The organism is Phaeacidiphilus oryzae TH49 (genome assembly GCF_000744815.1).
In the GTDB taxonomy this organism is placed as follows: Bacteria; Actinomycetota; Actinomycetes; order Streptomycetales; family Streptomycetaceae; genus Phaeacidiphilus; species Phaeacidiphilus oryzae.
In genome coordinates this window covers 5,307,074-5,323,851 of the sequence record NZ_JQMQ01000005.1, presented here as the reverse complement: position 1 = coordinate 5,323,851, position 16,778 = coordinate 5,307,074, and the positions used below count along the sequence as shown (strand labels likewise).

General features: G+C 76.4%; 15 protein-coding genes. 9 read left to right on the top strand and 6 right to left on the bottom strand.

All coding sequences use genetic code 11. The annotated features are described in order from the left end of the window. Together BS73_RS27380 and BS73_RS27375 are read right to left on the bottom strand one after the other, a co-directional pair. Positions 1-744, bottom strand: a complete 744-nt coding sequence (locus BS73_RS27380) for a zinc ribbon domain-containing protein (RefSeq protein WP_084704902.1) — start codon at positions 742-744, stop codon at positions 1-3. Between the two features lie 38 nt (positions 745-782). Continuing rightward, a complete protein-coding gene (locus BS73_RS27375; RefSeq protein WP_235215558.1) occupies positions 783-1,709 on the bottom strand; it encodes a Nif3-like dinuclear metal center hexameric protein in 927 nt (308 codons plus the stop codon). A gap of 532 nt (positions 1,710-2,241) precedes the next feature. Here BS73_RS27375 and BS73_RS27370 point away from each other — a divergent pair. Genes BS73_RS27370 through BS73_RS38405 form a run of 3 tightly spaced genes read left to right on the top strand, consistent with a single transcriptional unit; the run spans position 2,242 to position 8,098 of the window. After that, a complete protein-coding gene (locus tag BS73_RS27370) occupies positions 2,242-5,652 on the top strand; it encodes a class III lanthionine synthetase LanKC N-terminal domain-containing protein (RefSeq protein ID WP_152617746.1) in 3,411 nt (1,136 codons plus the stop codon). After that, entirely contained in the window at positions 5,649-7,238 is a 1,590-nt protein-coding gene (locus BS73_RS38410; protein WP_051940835.1) for a hypothetical protein, read from the top strand. The genes BS73_RS27370 and BS73_RS38410 overlap by 4 nt, the downstream gene beginning before the upstream one ends. Continuing rightward, positions 7,235-8,098: an alpha/beta hydrolase family protein gene (locus BS73_RS38405; RefSeq protein ID WP_051940829.1), complete on the top strand. Its 864-nt coding sequence runs from the start codon at positions 7,235-7,237 to the stop codon at positions 8,096-8,098. The genes BS73_RS38410 and BS73_RS38405 overlap by 4 nt, the downstream gene beginning before the upstream one ends. Positions 8,099-8,237: 139 nt before the next feature. On the opposite strand, the gene BS73_RS27355 is transcribed toward BS73_RS38405, so the two are convergent. Beyond that, positions 8,238-8,513 carry a hypothetical protein gene (locus BS73_RS27355; protein ID WP_037576924.1) on the bottom strand — a complete coding sequence of 92 codons (276 nt, stop codon included), beginning with the start codon at positions 8,511-8,513 and terminating at the stop codon, positions 8,238-8,240. Positions 8,514-8,576: 63 nt separating this feature from the next. Beyond that, the gene (locus BS73_RS35155) at positions 8,577-9,026 is read right to left on the bottom strand and encodes a helix-turn-helix domain-containing protein (protein WP_051940826.1); all 450 of its coding nucleotides are present in this window, start codon (positions 9,024-9,026) and stop codon (positions 8,577-8,579) included. 179 nt (positions 9,027-9,205) lie between these two features. On the opposite strand from BS73_RS35155, the gene BS73_RS27345 reads away from it, so the two are divergent. Together BS73_RS27345 and BS73_RS27340 are read left to right on the top strand one after the other, a co-directional pair. Then, positions 9,206-9,655 (top strand): hypothetical protein, encoded by a 450-nt coding sequence (locus tag BS73_RS27345; protein ID WP_037576922.1) that lies wholly within the window; start codon positions 9,206-9,208, stop codon positions 9,653-9,655. Next, complete coding sequence (locus BS73_RS27340; RefSeq protein WP_037576920.1) at positions 9,645-9,845, top strand: hypothetical protein; 201 nt, start codon at positions 9,645-9,647, stop codon at positions 9,843-9,845. The genes BS73_RS27345 and BS73_RS27340 overlap by 11 nt, the downstream gene beginning before the upstream one ends. Positions 9,846-9,848: 3 nt before the next feature. Here BS73_RS27340 and BS73_RS27335 read toward each other — a convergent pair whose 3' ends face one another. After that, positions 9,849-10,808, bottom strand: coding sequence for a 3-oxoacyl-ACP reductase (locus BS73_RS27335; protein WP_037576917.1), 960 nt, complete (start codon positions 10,806-10,808; stop codon positions 9,849-9,851). Between the two features lie 78 nt (positions 10,809-10,886). Further along, positions 10,887-11,768, bottom strand: a complete 882-nt coding sequence (locus tag BS73_RS27330; RefSeq protein WP_037576914.1) for a MaoC/PaaZ C-terminal domain-containing protein — start codon at positions 11,766-11,768, stop codon at positions 10,887-10,889. A 323-nt stretch (positions 11,769-12,091) separates the two neighbouring features. On the opposite strand from BS73_RS27330, the gene BS73_RS27325 reads away from it, so the two are divergent. From BS73_RS27325 to BS73_RS27310, 4 genes are all read left to right on the top strand, one after another. After that, positions 12,092-12,778 (top strand): class I SAM-dependent methyltransferase, encoded by a 687-nt coding sequence (locus BS73_RS27325; RefSeq protein WP_051940823.1) that lies wholly within the window; start codon positions 12,092-12,094, stop codon positions 12,776-12,778. Positions 12,779-13,214: 436 nt separating this feature from the next. Continuing rightward, positions 13,215-14,279, top strand: a complete 1,065-nt coding sequence (locus tag BS73_RS38400; protein ID WP_051940820.1) for a hypothetical protein — start codon at positions 13,215-13,217, stop codon at positions 14,277-14,279. 65 nt (positions 14,280-14,344) lie between these two features. Then, positions 14,345-15,346 (top strand): N-acetylmuramoyl-L-alanine amidase, encoded by a 1,002-nt coding sequence (locus BS73_RS27315; RefSeq protein ID WP_051940816.1) that lies wholly within the window; start codon positions 14,345-14,347, stop codon positions 15,344-15,346. Positions 15,347-15,653: 307 nt separating this feature from the next. Continuing rightward, on the top strand, positions 15,654-16,682 hold the full coding sequence (locus BS73_RS27310; RefSeq protein WP_051940813.1) for a DUF5336 domain-containing protein: 1,029 nt from the start codon (positions 15,654-15,656) through the stop codon (positions 16,680-16,682). Positions 16,683-16,778 lie beyond the last annotated feature (96 nt).

The window sequence follows — 16,778 nt, the reverse complement described above, 5'->3', positions numbered from 1 at the left end:
TCAGAGGCCCGACTCGCCCGTGCGGACCAGGATCCGCTGGCAGTTCTCGCAGCGGAGGACCTCGTCGGCGGCCGCGGCCCGCACGGCGTTGAGGTCGGCCATGGACAGCTCGACCCGGCAGCCCTCGCAGCGCCGCTGGTAGAGCCGGGCCGCGCCGATGCCGCCCTGCTGCTCGCGCAGCCGCTGGTAGAGCTTCATCAGGTCGGCCGGGATGACCGCGGCGACGGTCTCGCGCTCGCGCTCGACCTTGCCGCGCTCGGCGTCGATCTCGGCGGTGGCGGCGTCCCGGCGCTCCTCGGCCTCGGCGAGGGAGCGCTCGGCGTGCTCCTTGCGGGCGGTCATCTCGGTGACCCGGGTCTGCGCGGACTCCAGGCGCTCCATCACCTCGAGGACCACGTCCTCCAGGTCGGACTGGCGCTTGGCCAGCGAGGCGATCTCGCTCTGCAGGTTGGCGAGGTCCTTGGGCGAGGTGACGGCGCCGGAGTCGAGGCGCTTCTGGTCGCGGGCGGCGCGGTTGCGCACCTGCTCCACGTCCTGCTCGGCCTTGGTCTGCTCGCGCTCGGTATCGGTGAGCTGGGTACGGGCGGCGACCACGAGGTCGCGCAGCTGGGTGACTTCGGAGCCGCGCTGCTCGATCTCGGCGTGCTCGGGCAGCGACTTGCGGCGGTGGGCAAGCTGGTCGAGGCGGGAGTCGAGGGCCTGCAGGTCGAGCAGGCGGTTCTGGTCGGCGGGCGCGGCGTTCAGCGGGTGCTCCTTGGGTGAGGTGGGGCGGTTGGTCGGGATCAGGCGGCCGGGCCGGCCTCGGCCGCCGGCATCGGCGCGTGCAGCGTCCACGGGTCGGTGACCTGGGTGGAGACCCTGGTCTCCAGCTGCCAGCCGTGCTTCTCGGCGATCTGCTGGAGCTCGCGCTCGGCCAGCCGCAGCCACGGCCACTCGGTGGCCCAGTGGGCGGCGTCGACCAGCGCGGGGGCCGGGCGGTCGCCGGGGACGGAGTGCTCGGCGGCCTCGGACGCCGGGTGGTGGCGCAGGTCCGCGGTGACGTAGGCGTCCACCTCGGCCGCGCGGACCTGGTCGAAGAAGGAGTCGCCCGAGCCGCCGCAGACGGCGACCCGGCGGATCGGGCGCTCCGGGTCGCCGGCCACCCGTACCCCGGCTGCGGTCGCCGGGAGTCCGGCGGCCACCCGGCGGGCGAAGGCGGCCAGCGGTTCGGCGGACGGGAGTTCGCCGATCCGGCCGGTGCCGCGGCGCCCGGCCGGGTCCGTCGGGTCGGGCACCAGCGGGCCGGTGACCCGGAGGCCGATCGCCTCGGCGAGGGCGTCCGAGACGCCCGGGTCGGCGGAGTCGGCGTTGGTGTGCGCGGTCCACAGGGCGATGCCGTGCTCGCCGGCGCGGATCAGGGTGTGGAGGACGCGGCCCTTGAAGCCGGTCGCGGCGACGGTCGTGGTGCCGCGAAGGTAGAGGGGATGGTGGGTGATCACCAGGTCGGCGCCGAAGGCGACCGCCTCCTCGGCGACCTGCCGCACCGGGTCCACCGCGAACAGCACCCGGCGGACCGGCGCCGCGGGGTCGCCGCAGACCAGGCCGACGGCGTCCCAGGACTCCGCCCAGGCCGCCGGATAGCGCTCGCCGAGCGCGCCCAGCACCGCGGAGAGCGGAGGGGCGGGGGCGGGGTGGGAGCCGGACACGGGTTCGCTGAGCTTGCTGGGCACCAGACGAGGTTACCGCGCGGGGGATCGGCGGCGGGCAGCGCGGGAAGCCCGGCCCGGCAGCGGTGGGACACAGGTCACACCGGGGCGGCCGGAGGGTCCGGCGCGACCGGCCGGCGGGCCCGCGGCCGGGCCTCCTCCGGGGCCTCTCGGGGAGGGCGTCAACCTCGCGGGAGAACCTGGTCCGTGGGCTTTCCAAGGTGCGCCGCAGGGAAGCCGGGACCGGACCACCCTTATGAGTGAAGTGACTCGGAAATCGGTCCGCACCACCCGCCCCGAAAGTAACTTCGGTGCCGCGACAGGGGGGAACGGCGCCGCCGACGAGGGGCACCGATCCGCCGGCCGACACGGGGAGCGTACGGGGAAGGGGGTCCGGGCAATGGGTACGGGCGCAGGCACGGAGTTCGAAGGGCCTGCACGGCCTGTACCGGGGGGTCCGCCCGGACCGTCCGCAGACGTCCCGGGGGGTGGGGCGCCGGTCCCGGCCGAGGGCCGCGGCGAGGGCCGCGTTCCCGGCCGGGACCGGCAGGGACTGGTGGAGGTCGCAAGGGCGGCCGTGGCCGCGCGCACGGCGGGCACCGACCCGTGGAGCTGGAGCTTCCACGCGGACGCCTTCTGGTGCACGGCCCGGCCGCCCGGCCACCGGTCGCGGGCGCACGGCTGGAAGATTCACGTCAGCGCCTCCACGGAGAACGCCCGGGCGGTGCTGGACGCGGTCGCCTCGGTGGCCGCGGTCGACCCCTGCGCGTTCCGCTTCGCTCCCGGGCTGGAACAGCTGCACACCATCAACTCCCGGGGCGCGGACCGTAGTTCGTCCGGAAAGTTCATCACCCTCTATCCGGACGACGACCATCATTTCGCCCGGCTGGTGCTCCGGCTGCACGACGCCACGGCCGGGCTGGCCGGCCCGGCCGTCCTCTCCGACCGGCCGTTCCGGCCCGGCAGCCCCGTCCACTACCGGTACGGGGCCTTCACCGAACAGCCGGTGCTGGGGAACGACGGCCGCTACCGCGCGCTGCTCACCGGGCCGAAGGGCGAGCAGTGGGAAGAGGAACGGAGCCTGACCCTCCGCCCGCCGTGGGCCTCCGACCCGCCGGTCGCCCCCGCGCCGGGGACCGCCGGCGCCGCGGAGGACGGGCCGCGCTGGAGCCCCGCCGGGGCGCGCGGGGCGCGGGGCTGGGCGGCGTCCGGCTGGGCCGGGCTCCACTCGGCCTCCGCGATGGCCTTACTCGGCCGGGACTACGCGCTGACCGGCGCGCTGCGGCAGGGCGCGGACGGCGGCGTCTACTCCGCGCAGGACGTCAGCACCGGCGCCGAGGTGCTGGTCAAACAGGCCCGGGCGCTGGTCGAGGTGGACGCCTCCGGGCGGGACGCGGTGTCCGCGCTGCGCGCGGAGGCGGCGGCCATGCGGCAGCTCGCGGCCACCGGACTGGTGCCGCGGGTGATCGACCTGGTCGAGGAGCGCGGGCAGGCCCTGCTGGTGACCGAGCGCTTGCCCGGCCAGCCGCTGAACGCCTGGGTGTCGGCCCGGCTCACCAGGGACGGCGCGCCGGACGTCCCCTGGCCGCAGGCGGGGCCGCTGGCGCTGGGCCTGGTCGACCTGGTGGAGCGGGTGCACGCGGCGGGGATGGTGATCCGCGACCTCTCGCCGAGCGCGGTGCAGGTCGGGCCGGACGGCTCGCTCCACCTGGTCGAGCTCGAACTCGCCGCCCCGGCGGGCGCGGTGGCGCCCTGCGGCGGGACGCCGGGGTACCAGCCGCCGGAGGCCACGGCGGGAACGGGCCGCAGGCGGCGGCTGACGGTCCTGCCGGGCGGCCCGGGGGCGGGCGCGGCACCAGGAGCGGGGGCGGCACCAGGAGCGGCAGAGCGCCGGCTGTACGCCGTGCCCAGCGGCGAGGTGCCCTCCGGCTGCGTGCCGGCCGATCCGGCCGCGGACCTCTTCGCCCTGGGCGGCCTCCTCTTCCTGCTGGCCACCGGGCATGAGCCGATACTCCCGGACGACTTCCCGGCCGGCTGCCGGCCGGCCGAGCAGCGGCTGGCCCGCTGGCTGGCGCTGGCCGCCCGGGACGGCGAGAGCGCGCGGATACTGGCGCCGGTGATCAACGCGCTGCGCGCGCAGGAGCCCGCCGACCGCCCCTCGCCGGCGCGGGTGCGGGACGTCCTCTCCCGGGCGCCGCGCCCGCGGGCCCCCGAGCGGGTCCTCGACGTCGCCTCGGCGGCCTCCACCGGTCCGGTGGTCGCGCTGGCCCAGCCGCTGCACCGGGGCCAGCCGGTCCCCGCCGCCTCGGCCGCCGCGGCGGCCTCCGCCGTCACCGTCCGCGCCGAGGTGGAGCGGATGATCCGGGACGGGATCGGCGATCTGGCCGCCCGGATGTCGCCCGAGCGGCCGGACTGCCTCTGGCCGCCGGCGACGGTCTCGGCCGGGCCGCTGACCAGGACCGACCCGTGCAACATGCGGGAGGGCGCCGCCGGCGTCCTCGCGGTCCTGGTCCGGGCCGCGCGGGAGCCCCGGCTCCCGGACGGGGTGAGGGATCTCGCCCGCGACTCGGCCCGGGTGGCGGCGGACTGGCTGCTCCGCCGGGTGGAGCGGGAGCCGGTCGTGCTGCCCGGACTGCATGTCGGCCGGTCCGGTACGGCCTGGGCGCTGCTGGACGCGGCCGATCTGCTCGGCGACGGGCGGCTGGCCGCCCGGGCCGGCGCGCTGGCCGCCTCGGTGCCGCTGCGCTGGCCGAACGCGGACGTCTGCCACGGCGCCGCCGGCGCCGGAATGCTCCAACTCCGCACTCCCCCTTCGGTGCTGTACGGCGAGGACGAGCGGCTGCGGCGGATCAGGGACTGCGCGGACGGGCTGCTGGACACCGCCCGGCAGAGCCCGTACGGGCTGCTGTGGCGGGTGCCGCGCGGATTCGACTCCGAGCTGGCCGGGGCCACCCGGCTCGGCTACGCCCACGGCGCCGCCGGGATCGGCGCCTTCCTCCTCGCGGCCGCCGAGGCGACCGGCGAGCAGGCCTATCTGGACGCCGCGGTGCGGGTCGGCCAGACCCTGGCCGGTACGGCCCGGCTGGAGGACGGCGCGGCCTGGTGGCCGGCCGGCCCCGGCGAGTCGCCGAGGCTCCGGCTGGCGCACTGGTGCGGCGGCTCCGCCGAGATCGGCACCTTCCTGGTGCGGCTGTGGCGGGCCACCGGCGAGGAGGCCGTCCGGGAGCTCGCCTTCGCGGCGGGCGAGGCGGTGCTCCGCTCCCGCTGGCACAGCACCGTGGCGATCTGCCACGGGCTGGCCGGGAACGGCGAGTTCCTCCTCGACCTGGCCCGTGCGGCGGACGGCGGGCCGACGGGCTCGGCGCCGGCGGGCTCGGTGCCCGCGGAGGAGGACCCGCGTCGGCGCCGTTTCCTGGACGGCGCCTGGGAGTTGGCCGCGCTGGCGGGCGCGCGCTGCGCCCTCCGCTCGGGCCGGCTGGTCCTGCCCGACGAGACCGGCCTGGCCTGCGGCACCGGCTACGGCACCGGCAGCGCCGGGGTGCTCGGCTGGTTCCTGCGGCTGCGCTACGGCGGCCGCCGGCTGTGGGTCGACCCCGAGCCGCCGCCTGACTCGTACGACACTGCCGGGCCCTGTGTCGCCGGAATCGGTTCCGGAGTCGGTTCCGGAGTCGGTTCCGTGGCCGGTGCCAGGGCCGCTTCCGCGGTCGGCGCGGCAGGCGGTGCCGCAGGCTGCGCCGCAGCCGGTGGGGCCGGTGGGGCCACCGCGGCGGTGTCGGTGCGGCCTACAGAGCGGCAGCGGCCGCCCGCACGGACCCGAACGGAAACCGAACCCATCGAACGGATCGAGCCCTCCGATCCCGCTCCGCCGCCCGCCTCCGCCTCGGCCGCGCTGCCCGCGCCCCGGGCGGCGGGCACGCGGCCCCCGACCGACGGCCCCCACGACCCTGCGACGGTGCGACTCCGATGACCGCCCTCCCCCATACCCTCCCCGCGCGGACCACCCGCGCCCTCCGCCGGGTCGGCTTCACCTTCGCCGACGACGGCTCGTACGCGGCCTGTCTGGCCAGCGCCCCGGACGGCGGCTGGCATCCCGAGGTCTGGCGGCTCGGCACCGGGGTGCCCGAGCCGCACACCCTGGCCCTGCCGGACGGGCGCTGGGAGAGTCTGCGTTCCCAGCTGCTCGCGCTGCCCGACGGCCGGGTGCTGGTCTGCCGCCATCAGGAGGACCGGCACGAGGTGGTGGTCCTCTCCCGGACGGACGGCGACGGCGCCGGCGAGGGCGGCTCGGTGGCCGTCGAGCAGCCGGTGGCCGAGCTGTACGCCCCGGGACTGCGGCTGCTGCCGCTGCCCGCGGCGGCCGGGCCGGGGCCGGTGGCGGTCGCCCTGGCGACCGCCACGACGGACCGGCAGGGACCGGTCACCACCGCCTGGCTGATCTTCGCCGACGACGGAACCGGGCCCGGCAGCGGGCCCGGCGGCCTCGGCGGGCCCAGCGGCCTCGCCGGGCCGGTCGCCGGTCTCCCGGCCGGCCCTCGTGGACCGCAACGCGTCGCCGAGATACCGGGGTTGTACGGCGGCGGACTGTGGCTGGACACCGGCGGGCGGATGCTGGCGCTGGACCGGGTGCTGGAGGACCGGGTCAAGTCGGTGGTGGTGGACCTGGCCGAGGGCACGGTCTCCCCGCTGCTGGAGATCACCCCGGAGAGCAACGACCGGCTGGCGCTGGCCGATCCGGCCACCGGTCTGATCGTGCTGCGCAGTGACGCGCCCGGAACGGACCGGCTGGGCTGGGGAATCCTCGGCGAGAACGTGCCGGTGCGGTTCCCCGAGTGCCTGAACCAGCCGGGCGCGGTGCTCCACCCGGTCGCGGTCGAACCGCCCGGGACCGGCGCCGATCCCTCCGCCGAGGGAGGGGGCGCGGGCCCGGGCCGCGGCTCGGCCGAGCCGCGGGTGGCCGTGCAGATCGATCGGGGCACCGGCTCCCGGCTCGCGCTGTGGCAGCCGTCGACGGGCAGGCTGCAGGCGGTGCCGGTGCCGCCCGGGCGGCTCGGCGGGGTCGGCCACTGGTCGGCCTCGGGGCTGCGGATGCCGTACTCGGCTCCGGAGCACCCGGCCGCGGTGGCGACGGTGCAGGCCGATCTGCTGCGCGGGGCCGCGGAGTTGCCGCCGGTCTCGGTGCCGGCGCCGCTGCCGCTGCGGCTCGCCCCGCTGAGCCCGGACACACCTGGCCGCCCGACCGCCCCGCATGCCGCACCCCGGCTGCCGACGACCACCTCGGTCGGCGAGCTGCCGGGGCAGCGACTCGCGGCGCTGTCCGGCCCGGGGGCCGGTCAGGCACCCGGTCAGCCGCCCGGCCTGGCGCCCGACAACGCGGGCCCCGGGGCGCTCACACCGGGCGGGCCGTCGGCCGTTCCGCCCGTACCGCCGATGCCGCCGATGCCGCCCCTGCCGCCCCCACCGGTCGGGACCGACACCACCGGCGCCGCTCCCGCCCCCGCCGCCCCCGCCGCTCCCGGCGGCCCGGCGCCCGGGCGCCCCGGCGGCGGCTGGTGACGGCCGCGCGCTGGGTGGCCCGGCAACCGGGCTGGCGGCTGGACGGCAGCGCCCCGGCCCCGGACGGCGGCCACTGGCACAGCGCCCACACCGTCCAACTCGCCGGTGCCGCGGGCGCCCTGGAGGCCGTCGTGTACGGCGGGGACGCCTGGCTGACCGCCGAGCACCTGGTGCTCGCCCTCCACGGCGGCCCGGCGGACGCCTGGCGGCTGGAGTTCGACCCGGCCCTGCAGCGGATGGCCGCCGAGGGGCTGGCCGTGGTGGCCCCCAACCAGCGGGGCTCGATCGGCTACGGCGAGTCCTTCGCCGCCGCGCTGCAGAACTCCTGGGGCGGGCCCGACCTGGAGGACGTGCTGGTGCTGCTGGACGGGGTGGCGACCCAACGCGCCGCGCTCGGCCTGGAACCGCCGGCCCTCTTCGGGGTCAGCTACGGTGCCTTCCTCGCGCTGCTGGCCGCGGCGACGGCCGCCGACCAGGTGGTGCGGTGCGCGGTGGTGGCGCCGTTCCTCTCCGGGGCCCGTCTGCTGGCCGAGGCCTCGCCGGCGGTCCAGGCGCTGACCCGGCGGCTGGGCGGGGCCGAGGAGCTGCGGGACGCCCGCGGCCCGCGTGACGTGCTGCGCTGGTGCCACCGCCTGGTGGCCCCTCTGCTGCTGGTGCACGGGGACCAGGACGAGGTGGTCCCGGTCGGCCAGTCCCGGACGCTCCGTCAGGAGCTGCTGCGGATCGGGCGGATGGAGGGCACCGACTTCCGCTATGTCGAGGCGGCGGGGGCGGGCCACGACCTGCTGGCCGAGCCCGGCTCGCCGATGCTCCACGAGCTGCTGGCGGGCTTCCTGCGGGACGGCCGTCCGGCCGGGTAGCCCCCGGGCGTCGGTTTTCGGCCAGTGGCCGAAGTGGACGGGTTGACCGAGAAAGGCGATTCGGTCGCTGAGGGTAGTCACCGGGACGGGCGGAGAGGCGATCCGCCGGGCACCAGTACGGGATCCTGCTGACGGCCGCTCACTTACCGTCGTCGGATGACCGCTTCCGACCGCGGTCACCCTCGGTCAGAACTGGCTGGAGGACTCGCTCCGGACACCCGAGGAGCCCGAGGAACTCGGCCACCCCGCCGCGGACCTCCTCCTCCCGGAGCGGGTAGCCGGCCCGGTCCAGCAGAGCCATGACCAGCTCCACCGTTCCGTCCAGGCCCAACTCCGGGTCGATGAAGAGGGTGTCCGCCGGGACGTCGTACAGCACCACGCCATGCATGACCGCCGGGAGCGCCTCGACCCGCACCGTTGATCATCTCCTCGACGCCGGTCCACCGAGAGTGACGAAGGCCGACGGGCGCCGGGAGTCTCAACTCCCCCCGGACTCGCGTGCGTTGTCGGTTTCTCCGTCGTCCATGACAGTCTGTGCCCGACGCGCCTGGATCTCAACGAAATCGGCGAGCGTCTGTCGCAATTGCTCTCTGTCACCCTCGGTCATATGACGAGTGGCAAGAATGATGCCCCGGGCCCACAGCAGCCAGACGCCCCCGTCCGGCCCGGCGAAGAGCTCCCCGGAGTCGTCCTGCGGACGGGTGTCCTCCTGCGCCGCCTCCCACAGGTCGATCAGCGGGACGTCCAGCGCGGCGGCGAGCCGCTGCAGGGAGCGGCGCTGCGGATTGGTCTTGCCCGACTTGAGGTTGTAGAGCCCCGCCTCGCTGAGCCCCGAGCGCTTGGCGAGGTCCGTCATGGTGAGCCCGCGGGCGGCCCGCCACTTGTCGATCAGTGCTCCGAGACGGGTCTGCGGGCGACTGGGCACCATGGCAGCCTCACCCCTGCTCTCCCCGGCTGACGGACGGCGTACCGAGCCATCACGGCGAGTGTATGAGCGGGCGAGATCAACTGTAAAGAAAGTCGACCGGGGCTGTGGACACCACCTGGGCACGCCTCTATTTTGATTGGACGTCAGCTCTACTCAACCGTCTGGCCTGCGGCGATGCCATGAGAATCACGGATTCAACCGATCTTCCGGACGCACTGGCCAGCGGGGCACTGCCGGTTCTCGCGCAGTGGGCCGCGCTGGTGATCCCCCTGCTGACCCTCCTCACCCTGGCGGTGCGAGCCGCGGTGTGGAAGGACCGCCTGATGCGGCGGCTGGACGAGTACGAGGCGCGGGACTCGGGGAGGGATGCCGGGAGGGCCGCCGAGGGGGCGCCGGGGCCGCGGCGGAACCAGCTGCGACGGCCGCCGGGGGCCGGGCCGCGGACCGTTCCGGTCGCCGCCGCGGTCGCCCCGCTGGCGCTGCTGACCGGCCTCCTGATGGAGCTGACACGCCGACACCGCCTGCGCACCCATGGTCATCGCCTGGCTAGACTCCACCCGTCTGGCCGAATCGGCCCCCGCCCCTACCTCCGCCCCGACCGCTGGAGACGCCATCCACATGTCCTCTGACGCCCAGACCGAGACCACCGAGCACCGGAGCGCGCCGCCGGCTGACGCGGCGGCGGACCCGGACGCGGCCGCAGAGGGACGCCACCGCGGCCACGCCGCCTCCGACGACCTGGTGGGCCGCCGCGAGCCGGCCGGCCACGGGCGCCACCGCCGCGCGCAGACCGTCCGCGACTCCGGGCCCCGGCAGTAACGTTCAGCCGGCCTCGCCGCGCCTGAGCGCGAGGATCCCGGTGTTCGCGTAGCCGGCCGGATGGTCCGCGAACCACGGGGAGAGGGTCTCGTCCAGCTCGGACGGGGTGAAGGCCTCCTTGGCCGAGTCGAACTTGGCCACCACCTGCGGGGCGCCGATCACGGCCACCATCCCGCCGTGGACGACCAGCAGTTGGCCGTTCACACCGTCCGAGGCCGGCGAGGCCAGGTAGCCCACCAGCGGGGCCACATGCTCCGGCGCCAGCGGGTCCATCCCGGCGTTCTCGGACGGGCGCTCGCCGAAGATGTCATCGGTCATCCGGGTCCGCGCCCGCGGGGCGATGGCGTTCGCCCGCACCCCGTACTTGGCCAGCGCGGCCGCGCAACTGGTGGTCAGGGCGACGATGCCGCCCTTGGCCGCCGCGTAGTTGGGCTGCCCGGGCGAGCCGCCGATGAAGGACTCGGACGAGGTGTTGACGATCCGGGCGTGGATCGGCCCGCCGGCCGCCTTGGACCGCTCCCGCCAGTGGATCGCCGCCGCCCGGCTGGTGGCGAAGTGGCCGCGGAGATGGACCCGGAGGACGGAGTCCCACTCCTCGTCGCTCATCGAGAAGATCATCCGGTCGCGGAGGATCCCGGCGTTGTTGACCAGGATGTCCAACTGGCCGTAGGTCTCCACGGCCAGCGTCACCAGCTCCCCGGCGGAGGCGCTGTCGGCGACGTCGCCGGCGTGGGCGACGGCGCTGCCGCCGGCCGCGCGGATCGCCGCCGCGGTCTCCTCCGCGGGGCCGGGGCCGCCGGCGGCCGTGCCGTCGCGGGCGGTGGACCCGAAGTCGTTCACCACCACGTTGGCGCCCAGCCGGGCGAGTTCCAGCGCCTCCGCGCGGCCGAGGCCGCGGCCGGCGCCGGTGACCACCGCGGTCAGCCCGGACAGCGAGGTGCCTTCGGCAGTACCGCCGCTCATCTGCGTTTCCTCCAGGGAAGGTTGACGGCCGATCAGGTGGGGGGTGGGTGGGCCGGTCGGTGGTAGGTCGGTGGTAGGTCAGCGGTAGGTCAGGACGGTGTCGGTGAGCACCGGGGCGTTCCGCTCGGCGGAGACGGCGTTGACGACCAGGCGCCTGCGCCCGTCGGCGGTGGCAGCGGTGACGTCCTCCCAGATCCGCACCCGCATGGTCTCCCCGGGGAAGAACACCCCGGCGAACCGGGTGGAGTACTCCTCGACCCGGGTGGCGTCCCCGTCCAGCAGGGTGTCGACGAGGGCCTTGAGGGTGATCCCGTACGAGCAGAGGCCGTGGAGGATCGGCTGGTCGAAGCCGGCCAGCTTGGCGAAGTCGGGGTCGGCGTGCAGGGGGTTCCAGTCGCCGGAGAGCCGGTAGAGGAGTGCCTGGTCGGGGCGGGTGGGGCGGTCCACGGTCCAGTCCGGGTCGCGGTCGGGGGCCGGGAAACGGGCGGTGGAGCCGCGCTCGCCGCCGAAGCCGCCGGCGTCCCGGACGAAGATCTCGGTGTCGCTGGTCCACAGCGGCCCGTCGCCGTCCGAGGCCTGACCGCGTATCACGATGACGGCGGCCTTGCCCTTGTCGTGGACGGCGGCGACGCTGTTCTCCAGCACCGCCCGGCCGGCCGGCGGCAGCGGCCGGTGGAGGGCGATCCGCTGGCCGCCGTGGAGCACCTTGGCGAGCTCCACGTCGATGCCCGGCTGCTGGAAGCCGCCGGCCTTGGCCAGCCCGCCGCCGGCCACCGTGGCGAAGCTGGGCAGCACCTGGAGGTTCTTCTCGTAGGTGTAGCGGAGCTCGTCGCGGTCGGTGGGCGGCAGCCCGGCGCCGGCGCCCACGCCGAGGTGATAGAGGAGGACGTCCTTCCGCTCCCAGGCGATCTCGGTGCTGCGCGGCGGGGCCGCGAGGGCGGCGGCTGCGTCGATCGGCATGCTGCGGCTCCCGTAGTCGGTTCCGGGTGGCTGTGCGGCTTGCGCGGTCCCGGCCGGACGGCCGCACCTCCGCCCGGCCGGGACCGCGCCAGTCGGCTAGAACAGGTTCTAGCCGACGCGATCCTGTATAGCCGATGGGGATGTCGATGAGAACCCCGTGCGGCAAGGAATCTGACACACCGTCAGAGAAACTCGGGCGGTGGACGCCGAACCGCACCTACTCCCGAGTATGGTTCCGGGGTCGAAAGGAGTCCCAGGTGGCGGGCACAGCGGGTACGGCAGGGACGGCAGGCGCAGCGGGCGGCGCGGAGCCGGCGGAGGCGATGGGGGCGGCTACGGCGACGGCTACGACGACGCCGCTGCGCGCCGAGGCGCGGAGGTCGTTCGAGGAGGCCGACGGCTTCATGCCGGTCGACGAGGGCCTCGCCCTCTACGCCGCCGCACTGGACGCCGCCCGGCGGACCGGCGGGCTGCCGCTGCTGGAGGTCGGCACCTACTGCGGCCGCTCCACCATCCTCCTCGCCGAGGCCGCCCGGCTGACCGGCGCGGTGGCGGTGACGGTCGACCACCACCGCGGCTCGGAGGAGCAGCAGCCCGGCTGGGAGTACCACGACCCGACGCTGATCGACCCCGAGGTCGGCCTGATGGACACCCTCCCCCGCTTCCGCCGCACCCTCCACAGGGCCGGGCTGGAGGAGCACGTCGTCGCCGTGGTCGGCCGCTCGCCGCAGGTGGCGGCGGTGTGGGGGCGCCCGCTCGGCCTGGTCTTCGTCGACGGCGGGCACACCGACGAGCATGCCGGCAACGACTACGACGGCTGGGTCCCGCACCTGGCCGCGGACGGGACGCTGGTCATCCACGATGTCTTCGCGGACCCGGAGGACGGCGGCCAGGCCCCGTACCGGATCTACCGGCGGGCGCTGGCGGACGGCTTCCGCGAGGTCTCGGTGACGGGCTCGCTGCGGGTGCTGACGCGGGATCAGCCGCCCGGGCGGAAGACCGGCTGCTGAGCTCCGCGCACGCGCACGCGCACCCGCTCGGCGGCAGGCCGTGAGGCCCAGTAGCCGACGGCGGGCCCGCGGAACCCCCGCGGCCGGTACGGTGGCCCCGGACTGCGAGTGACGGCACGGGTACTCAACGGCCCGGATCGGGGCGGAAGCGATGGGCAGCGGCGACGGGGTTGACGGCCTTGGCGGCGAGCGGCGGGAGAGCGGACCGGCGGCGGTCTGGGACCCCTCCGCCCGCGGAGGGGCGGGCGGCTGGGTACGGCGCGGGGCGGAGGCCGACGCGCCGTCGGGCGGCGCTCGGGGCTCCGGCGCGGGGGCGCCCTCCGGAGGGGGCACGCCCACCGGCCGAGGCGCACCCTCCAGTGGGGGCGCGCCCTCCAGCCGGGGCGCCACCGATGACGCCACGCGCCCCCTGCCCGCCGCCCGAGCCGGCGAAGAGGTGATCGGCGAGGAGGTCGACCCGCCGCTGACCCGGCCGTACGCCCCCGGCCCCGAAGCCGGGCCCGAGGGAGGCCATCGCCCCGGCGCGGCCGGCTCGCCCGGCGCCCCCGGCTCAGGCGGCACGAACGGCGCCGGCTACCGCTACCCGCAGCGCCCGGCGACCCCGCCGCCCCCGGGCTACGCGCCCCCGGCGCCCCCGCCGGGCCACGCGCCCCACACGCCTCCACAGAGCCCGCAGAGCCCGCCGCCCCCTCCCGGCACCCTCGGCTACGCCGATCCCGCCTACATCGGCCACCAGGTGCACCAGCCCTACGCCCCCTCCGAGCCCTCCGAGGGCGGCGGCGGACCGCGTCCCGGCCGGGGCAGGCTGATCGCCCTGGTGGCGCTGCTGGTGGTGCTCCTCGGCGGCGGCGGGGCCTGGGCCTACGCCGGCCTGTCCGGTGGGGGCGCGAAGAGCAGGGCGGACGCCACCGTCCCCGGCAACGCGCCGGCCGCCTCCGCATCGGGCGCCCCGGCCTCGGCCCCGCCGGCGGCCTCCGGCTCCCCCTCCCCCGCCCGGCCTTCCGCCTCCGGCACGACCTCCGCCCCGGCCTCCCCGGGACCGGGGGCCGCCGCCGCGGCCCAGGCCGTCAACGCGCTGATCGACCAGTCGATGAGCGACCGCCAGCAGGTGGTGGACGCGGTGGCCGCGGTGCAGCAGTGCGTCTCCCCCGACTCGGTGCGCTCGGCCGCCGAGGCGCTGGGCACGGCGTACCAGGGCCGGCGCCGGCTCATCGGCCGGCTGGAGGCGCTGGACGTGAGCGCGCTGCCCGGCGGCCGGGCCTCGATCGCCGACCTGCAGTCCGCCTGGCAGCAGTCGGCCGGCGCCGACCAGGCGTTCCAGGCCTGGGCCCGGTCCGCGGCGACCACCTGCTCCCCGAACGACACCCCGCAGACCGGCGACTTCCGCACGGCCAACCAGGACAGCGACAACGCGACGGCGGCCAAGCGGCGGTTCGTACTGAGCTGGAACCAGATCGCCGCACAATACGGTCTCCCCTCCCGGACGTGGGACGCGATCTGATCCGATCGGAGTCGATACAGTGCTGCTCGATCTGGTCGAATGCGCAGCAAGGGATTTGACACGGTTTGAGCGACGAGTACGGCTTCTTCTCCGGCCCGCCCGGCTATCCGGGATCCGACGAACCGCCGCCGCCCCGGCGTAGACGCGGACGCGCGGTGGTGCTCAGCGCGGTCGCGGTGGCCGTCCTCGGCTGCGCCGGCTGGTTCGGCTGGGGCGCGTGGGGCGCGATCCACCACGGCGGAAAGGATTCGGCGGGCGGCGGCGACGCGGCCTCCGCACTCGCCTCCGGCTCCCCGGCGCGCAACGGCCCGCCGTCCGCCGGGTCCTCGCCGCACGCCTCGCCGCACGGCTCGCGGTCCTCCTCCGCCTCCGCCTCGGCGGCCCGGCCGCTGGCCGGCAAGACCGTGGTGATCGATCCCGGGCACAACCCGAACAACGCCGAACACGCCACCGAGATCAACCGGTTGGTGAACGTCGGCAACAGCCGCAAGGCCTGCGACACCACCGGTACGGAGAGCAACGCCGGATACACCGAGTCGCGGTTCACCCTGGACGTCTCCCGGCGGCTGCGCACCCTCCTCCAGGCCGAGGGGGCGAAGGTCGTCCTCACCCAGGACGGCGCCACCCCCTGGGGCCCGTGCGTCGACCAGCGCGCCGCGATCGGCAACCGGGCGCACGCGGACGCGGCGATCTCGATCCACGGCGACGGCGGCCCGGCCTCCGGCAGCGGCTTCCACGTGATCATGCCCGCCCGGGTGGTCGCCGGCGCCGCCGACACCAGCGCGATCACCAAGCCCTCCCACACCCTGGGGCTGGACATCCGCTCCGCCTTCCGGTCGGTGACCGGCCAGCACTACGCCGACTACCTGGCCGGCGGCCTCGGCATGGACACCCGCAGCGACCTCGGCGGGCTCAACCTCTCCAAGGTGCCGAAGGTGTTCATCGAGTGCGGCAACATGCGGAACTCCGGCGACGCCGCCCGGATGACCAGCGCGAGCTGGCGCCAGAAGGCCGCGCAGGGCCTGGCCGACGGCCTGACCGCGTTCCTCGAGCACCCGTCCGGCTGAACGGGCCGCCGGCTCGGTCCCCCGCCGGCCGGGGCACCCGGGCCCGTGCGACCGGCCTCGTGCCCCCGGCCTCGTGCGGCCGGCCTCGTGCGCGACCGGCCTCGTGCGATCGGCAACTGCCGAGCCGCGCCCGGGCGTGTCAACCGATATGGGAGGGTTCGGGGATGACCGGGAGCGGGGTGCTCGCCCGCACCCCCGCCCCCTACGCTGGACCCCGCCCAGGAGCCCCGACGCCGCGCCCGTCGACGCAACCCCAGCTCACAGCTCCACGACCACGAGACCACGATCGAAAGGTCCTACGGTGAATATGCGATCCGTCACGAGGGGGGACGCGCTGGCCGCCCTCGCCGGGCTGCTGCTGCTCATCTCCTCGTTCCTGCCCTTCTGGACGGTGGACCACTGCCCGGCCGGAGCGACCTGCTCCAAGAACTCCTGGGCCGCGGAGTTCTTCCCGCTGCTGCCGTCCGTCGTGCTGGCCGGGTTGATCGGCGCCGCGCTGCTGGTCGCCGCGCGCTTCCTGCCGAAGGAGCTGCGGATCGCCGGGCTCGGCGTGAGCCAGTGGGGAACCGCGCTGAGCGCGACCGCCGCCTGGGCCGCGCTGTGGTCGCTCTTCGGCAGCATGGGCGAGGGGGTGAGCGGATTCAGCCACGGCATCGGCGCGTACCTGGAGTTCCTCTTCGCGGTCGTGCTGACCGCGGCGGCGGTCGCCGCTCCGCGGGTCTCCGCCCTGGAGGCCCCGCTGATGCCGGCTCCCAAGCCGGTCGCCGCCGGGGGCCCGGCGGGCATGGCCCCGGGCGCACCGGGCGCCCCCGGCGGCTACGGCTACCAGCCGCAGCAGAGCTACGCCCAGGGCGACCCCACCCCGGCGGGCTGGGCCAGCCCTGCGGCGGCGCAGCCGGCCGGCGCCTCGGCCTCCGGCGGCTACCCGGCCCCGGCCGGACCGGGCTTCGGGCAGCCCGCGGGCAGCGCCCCGCAGCCGGCCGGGGCCGGCGGGCCGCAGCCGGCCGGGGCCGGCGGCCCGGACGGCGCGCAGGCCGGCGGGCGGGCCTCGGTCCCGCAGCCCTCCGCGCCGCAGCCCTCAGCGCCCCAGCCCTCCGCGTCCCAGCCGGCCGAGCAGCCGCCGGCCGGGCAGCCGGCCTTCGCTCCGTTCTGGTTCGCCGTCCCGGCCCAGCGCCGACTCGCCCCCGAGGACGACCCGGTGGGCGCGCCGGTCGGCGAACTCAACCCGGGCATCTGGTACCTGGCCGTCGGTGAGCGCGGCGGCGCGCTGATCGCCCAGACCCAGGACGGCCGCCGCGGCCTCCTCACCGACACCACCGGCATCCAGCGCGGCTAGCGCCCGCGCCCGCGCCCACGCGCACCCGCACGACCGGGCGGGCGTACCGGGTGGAGGGCCGCTCCCCCTGTACGTCCGCCTCCGCCGCACCTACCA

What these genes read in the sequence shown, in the direction of transcription:
- BS73_RS27345 (WP_037576922.1), top strand. Translation starts at nt 9,206, where the DNA reads ATGAGAATCACGGATTCAACCGATCTTCCGGACGCACTGGCCAGCGGG.
- BS73_RS35155 (WP_051940826.1), bottom strand. Translation starts at nt 9,026, where the DNA reads ATGGTGCCCAGTCGCCCGCAGACCCGTCTCGGAGCACTGATCGACAAG.
- BS73_RS38410 (WP_051940835.1), top strand. Translation starts at nt 5,649, where the DNA reads ATGACCGCCCTCCCCCATACCCTCCCCGCGCGGACCACCCGCGCCCTC.
- BS73_RS27325 (WP_051940823.1), top strand. Translation starts at nt 12,092, where the DNA reads ATGGGGGCGGCTACGGCGACGGCTACGACGACGCCGCTGCGCGCCGAG.
- BS73_RS27330 (WP_037576914.1), bottom strand. Translation starts at nt 11,768, where the DNA reads ATGCCGATCGACGCAGCCGCCGCCCTCGCGGCCCCGCCGCGCAGCACC.
- BS73_RS27335 (WP_037576917.1), bottom strand. Translation starts at nt 10,808, where the DNA reads ATGAGCGGCGGTACTGCCGAAGGCACCTCGCTGTCCGGGCTGACCGCG.
- BS73_RS27340 (WP_037576920.1), top strand. Translation starts at nt 9,645, where the DNA reads ATGTCCTCTGACGCCCAGACCGAGACCACCGAGCACCGGAGCGCGCCG.
- BS73_RS27310 (WP_051940813.1), top strand. Translation starts at nt 15,654, where the DNA reads ATGCGATCCGTCACGAGGGGGGACGCGCTGGCCGCCCTCGCCGGGCTG.